The sequence below is a fragment of the Arthrobacter sp. 05L45_2 genome, assembly GCF_056397525.1.
On the sequence record NZ_JBFTNO010000239.1, the window covers coordinates 1 to 4,184 of the forward strand.

Annotated in this window: 4 protein-coding genes; 2 read left to right on the forward strand and 2 right to left on the reverse strand. The window is 70.1% G+C overall.

Translation table 11 applies throughout. From position 1 onward, the window contains the following. Both AC1DHD_RS14630 and AC1DHD_RS14635 read left to right on the forward strand, forming a co-directional pair. Positions 1 to 292: DinB family protein (locus tag AC1DHD_RS14630; RefSeq protein WP_476880409.1), on the forward strand; the 292-nt coding region annotated here is incomplete at its 5' end. A gap of 80 nt (positions 293 to 372) precedes the next feature. Further along, the gene (locus AC1DHD_RS14635) at positions 373 to 957 is read left to right on the forward strand and encodes a histidine phosphatase family protein (protein WP_476880410.1); all 585 of its coding nucleotides are present in this window, start codon (positions 373 to 375) and stop codon (positions 955 to 957) included. Positions 958 to 990: 33 nt separating this feature from the next. Here AC1DHD_RS14635 and AC1DHD_RS14640 read toward each other — a convergent pair whose 3' ends face one another. Both AC1DHD_RS14640 and AC1DHD_RS14645 read right to left on the reverse strand, forming a co-directional pair. Further along, on the reverse strand, positions 991 to 2,883 hold the full coding sequence (locus tag AC1DHD_RS14640) for an FAD-binding monooxygenase (RefSeq protein ID WP_476880411.1): 1,893 nt from the start codon (positions 2,881 to 2,883) through the stop codon (positions 991 to 993). Positions 2,884 to 3,081: 198 nt separating this feature from the next. Continuing rightward, on the reverse strand, positions 3,082 to 4,184 hold a 1,103-nt coding region (locus tag AC1DHD_RS14645; protein WP_476880412.1), incomplete at its 5' end, for an MFS transporter.

Sequence of the window (4,184 nt, forward strand, 5' to 3'; positions counted from 1 at the left end):
CCCGCTCGGGCAACCCAACGCCGAGTACGCGACCGACGGGTACGACCTCTCCGTATTCTCCGCCGCCACCCCGCCCCTAGCCCAGGTGCTCGCGGTCCGGGCAGAGCGGCAGACGATGGTCCGCGGCTTCCTCGCCGCGGTCACCGAGGCAGAACTGTCCGCTCAGCGCCGCAACCCGTGGGCCCCCGAGGTACCGGTGACGGTACGCTCCTGCCTGCACACGATCCTGAACGAGGAGTGGGAGCACCTGCGCTACGCCCTTCGCGACTTGGACGCCGTCGCTGCCGGCTGACAGCCGCGGACAGCAATGAACCAAGGCCCGTCGACGGCGGCGGCCCCGGCCGCCGTCGTCGTTTCTGAAAGAATGGGCCCATGACCCTCACCACCTTCGCGCTTATCCGTCATGGCCAGACCGACTGGAATGCGCAGCGCCGGCTACAGGGATCCACCGATATTCCGCTGAACGACGTCGGCCGYGGCCAGGCGCGGGACGCCGTCGCCGCCCTGTCCGGGTACGAGTGGGACGTGGTGGTCTCCTCRCCGCTGGGCCGCGCGGCCGAGACGGCGGACCTGATTGCCGCCGGGCTGGGACTCGGCGTGGACCGCCATATCCCGGAGCTCGCCGAGCGGTCCTATGGACCGGCCGAGGGCCTGACGGACGGCCCGAAACTGGACGAGCTACGCATCCCCAACGGCTTCCGGGGCGCCGAAAGCGAAGAGGACGCCGCGGAGCGCGGGCTGGCAGCGTTGGAGGCCCTGGCCGAGGAGTACCGCGGCGGCCACGTCCTTGTGGTGGCCCACGGCTCGCTGCTGCGGGTCAGCCTCAGCCGCGCGCTGGGCCGCACCATCCAGAGCATCGACAACGCCGCGCTGAACCTGGTCCACCACCACCCCGTGGACGGCTGGGAGCTCGAATACCTCAACGGCGAGCGGCTCCCGGCCGACGCCGTCGCGTAGCGCCGCCTAAGAGCCCGCGACAGCGGACGCCGCCTAAACCGCCGGGCGCGAACGCACCAGCGGCGCGAAGAACGCGGCGAGTTCCGCCGTCGCCGTCAACGGCAGAACGGTGGCGACGTACTGGTCCGGGCGGACCACCACCACAACGCCGCCGCGGTCCAGGCCGCGCAGCTCGAAGATGTCGGCGTTCGGGTCCGTGCCGTAGACCTTCTCCAGGTAATTCAGCTGGAACGGGCCCACGGCCGGCTTGAACACGGCCGGCACGGCACTGATGTCCACCCCGGTGTGTTCCTGCTGGTAGATGACCTTGACGTCGAACCAGGCGTCGCGGTCCAGGCCCACGGGGGTGGCGGCCAGCGGCGAGTCCGGCGAGTCGGCCAGCCAGTCCGCCAGGTCCGTGGTGGGCGACGGTGCACCGGCCACCGCGGTGTCGGCGAAGACATAGATCCGCCAGCGCCCGTCCGCCGCGGCCTGGTGCCCCAGGTGCAGCGGGTTGGTGTCGCAGACCCGCACCACCGGCGCGGACTTGAAGCGCTTGCCGATGGGGAATCCGGCGGCCAGTTCCTGGTGCTCCGGGCCGCCGACGATCATCGAGGGCTCGTACTGGGTCATAAACCCGGCCGGGAACTCCGCGGTGCTGACGTAGAAGTCCTCCAGCTGCGACGGGCTGTCGAACTCCTCCGGCTTCTTCGCCATCAGCGTCGACCACTCCTTGTCGAAGTCGATGAGGTTCTTCGCGACCACCTGCCGCTCGGCTGAATAGGTGGACAGCAGGGCCTCCGGGCTGCGGCCCTCCAGCACGTGCCCCAGTTTCCAGCCGATGTTGAACCCGTCCTGCATGGAGACGTTCATGCCCTGGCCGGCCTTGGCGCTGTGCGTGTGGCAGGCATCGCCGGTGATAAAGACCCGCGGGGTGCGGGTGCCGCGCTCCGCGGGGACGACGTCGTCGAACCGGTCGGTGAGCCGGTGACCCACCTCGTAGACGCTGTGCCAGGCGACGTTGCGGACATCGAGCGTATAGGGGTGGATGATGGCGTTGGCCTTGGCGATGATCTGTTCGATGCTGGTGCTGCGGACCGCGCCGGCGGCGCCGTGCGGGACCACGCCCAGGTCCACGTACATCCGGAACAGGTGGCCGCCCTCGCGCGGGATCAGCAGGATGCTGCCGCCCGTCCCGGAGGTGATGGCGCATTTGGTGCGGATGTCCGGGAAGTCGGTGTTGGCGAGGACGTCCATAACGCCCCAGGCGTGGTTGGCTTTGTCCCCGGCCATGGTGCAGCCGATCGCGTCGCGGACCTTGCTGCGGGCACCGTCGGCGCCCACCACGTACTTCGCCCTGACGGTGCGCTCGGTGCCGGCGTCGGGCCCGGCGGTGTGCAGCAGCGTCACGGTGACGGGGTACTCGCCGTCGCCCACTTCCAGGGCCTTGAACTCGTAGCCGTAGTCCGGCGTCATCCGGGTGGGCGCGTGGGCCATCACCTCGGCGAAGTAGTCCAGGACGCGCGCCTGGTTGACGATCAGGTGCGGGAATTCGCTGATCCCGGCGGGGTCGTCCAGGGTGCGGGCGGCGCGGACAATCCGGGACGGATCGGCGGGGTCCGGCTTCCAGAAGGCCATCTCGGTGATSCGGTACGCCTCGGCRRTGATCCGCTCGGCGAAGCCGAAGGCCTGGAACGTYTCCACGCTSCGGGCCTGGATGCCGTCCGCCTGCCCGATGGCCAGCCGGCCGTCCCGGCGCTCGACGATCCGGGTGGTCACGCCAGCGAACTGGGACAGCTGCGCGGCCGCCAGCATCCCGGCGGGGCCGGTGCCGACAATCAGGACGTCGACGGCGTCGGGCAGCTCGGCGGGCCGGTCCAGGCCGGTGCCGGCGGCCGGCTGGACCCGCGGGTCCCCCGATACGTAACCGTGGTGGTGGAAATGCACAGGGAACCTCACTTCGTTGTAGGGCCGGCTGGCGCCTTAGCACCGCCTGTTCGATAATTGAACATGTTGTTCTAATATCGAATCGCTGCATTGACTATAGGCTCCGCGGGATCGGGCGGGCAACTTTATTGTGGCCCCGCTCACAGGGCGACACACCGGCGGAGGCACCGCCGTCGTACCTCCGGGGGGAGGGAACGCCTAGGCCGGCCGGCGCTCGCGCCACAGCAGCGATATCACCAGCACCACGGCGCCGAGTCCGAGCATCACCAGGACCATCAGTCCCCAGTTGGCCTGCGTGACCCCGGTGCCGTAGAAGATGCCGATCAGCACGGTGGCGGTGATCGCGCCGAGGTAGCGGCAGGTCTGGAAGATCCCGGCCGCGACGCCGCGCTCCTCGAGTTTGGTGGAAAGGTACATGCCTTGGCTCGAGGCGATGCTGACCACGCAGTACGGCACGCCCAGCAGCGCCGTCATCACCAGCACCAGCGGGACGGCCAGGGACGCGGTCAGCAGCCACATGGTGGCCGAGGCCAGGATCAGGAGCACGACGCCGGCGATCAGCACCCGCCGGACACCGAACCGGTCGATCGCGCGGACCGCGGCCGGGGTGCCGACCACCGAGATAGCGGCGAGCGGCAGCATCAGCAGGCCCACGATCCCGGGGTCGTAGCCGCCGGYGGTCTGCAGCAGCTGGGGCAGGCCGAAGAACGCGAAATAGTAGATGCCGCTGAACAGCGCGAAGCCCAGGTAGACCAGCAGCAGCGGACGGTTCCGGCCCAGCAGCCGCAGGTCCAGGAACGGCGGATTAAAGCGGAGCTCGCGCCACGCGAACAGCACAGCCAGGACCAGCCCGGCCCCGAGCAGCCACCACCGGAACCCGGGCAGCACGTTCAGCAGGGCCATCATCACCAGCACCAGCGCGCCGATGAAGGCCCCGATGCCCGGCAGGTCCGAGTCGCGGAGCAGCTCCGCCACCCGGCCGTGCTCCCGTTTCGCGTCCGCCGGGGCGAACCGCCGCACCACCACCATGGCCGCGAGCGCCAGCGGGACGTTGATCAGGAACAGCGCCTCCCAGCCCACCAGGCTCACCAGCAGGCCGCCCACCACAGGCCCGATGGCGGCGGCCGAGGTGTTCGCCATCTGGATCCGGCCCAGCGGCCGCGTGGATTTCACGTTCGCCTCCCGGGCCAGCGCCGCCACCATCACCACGGCGCTGGGATACGCCGTCGCGGTCCCCAGGGCCATAAACGCCCGCGCCACGCAGARCAGCGCGAAGTTCGGCGCGAAGGGCGCCAGCGCAC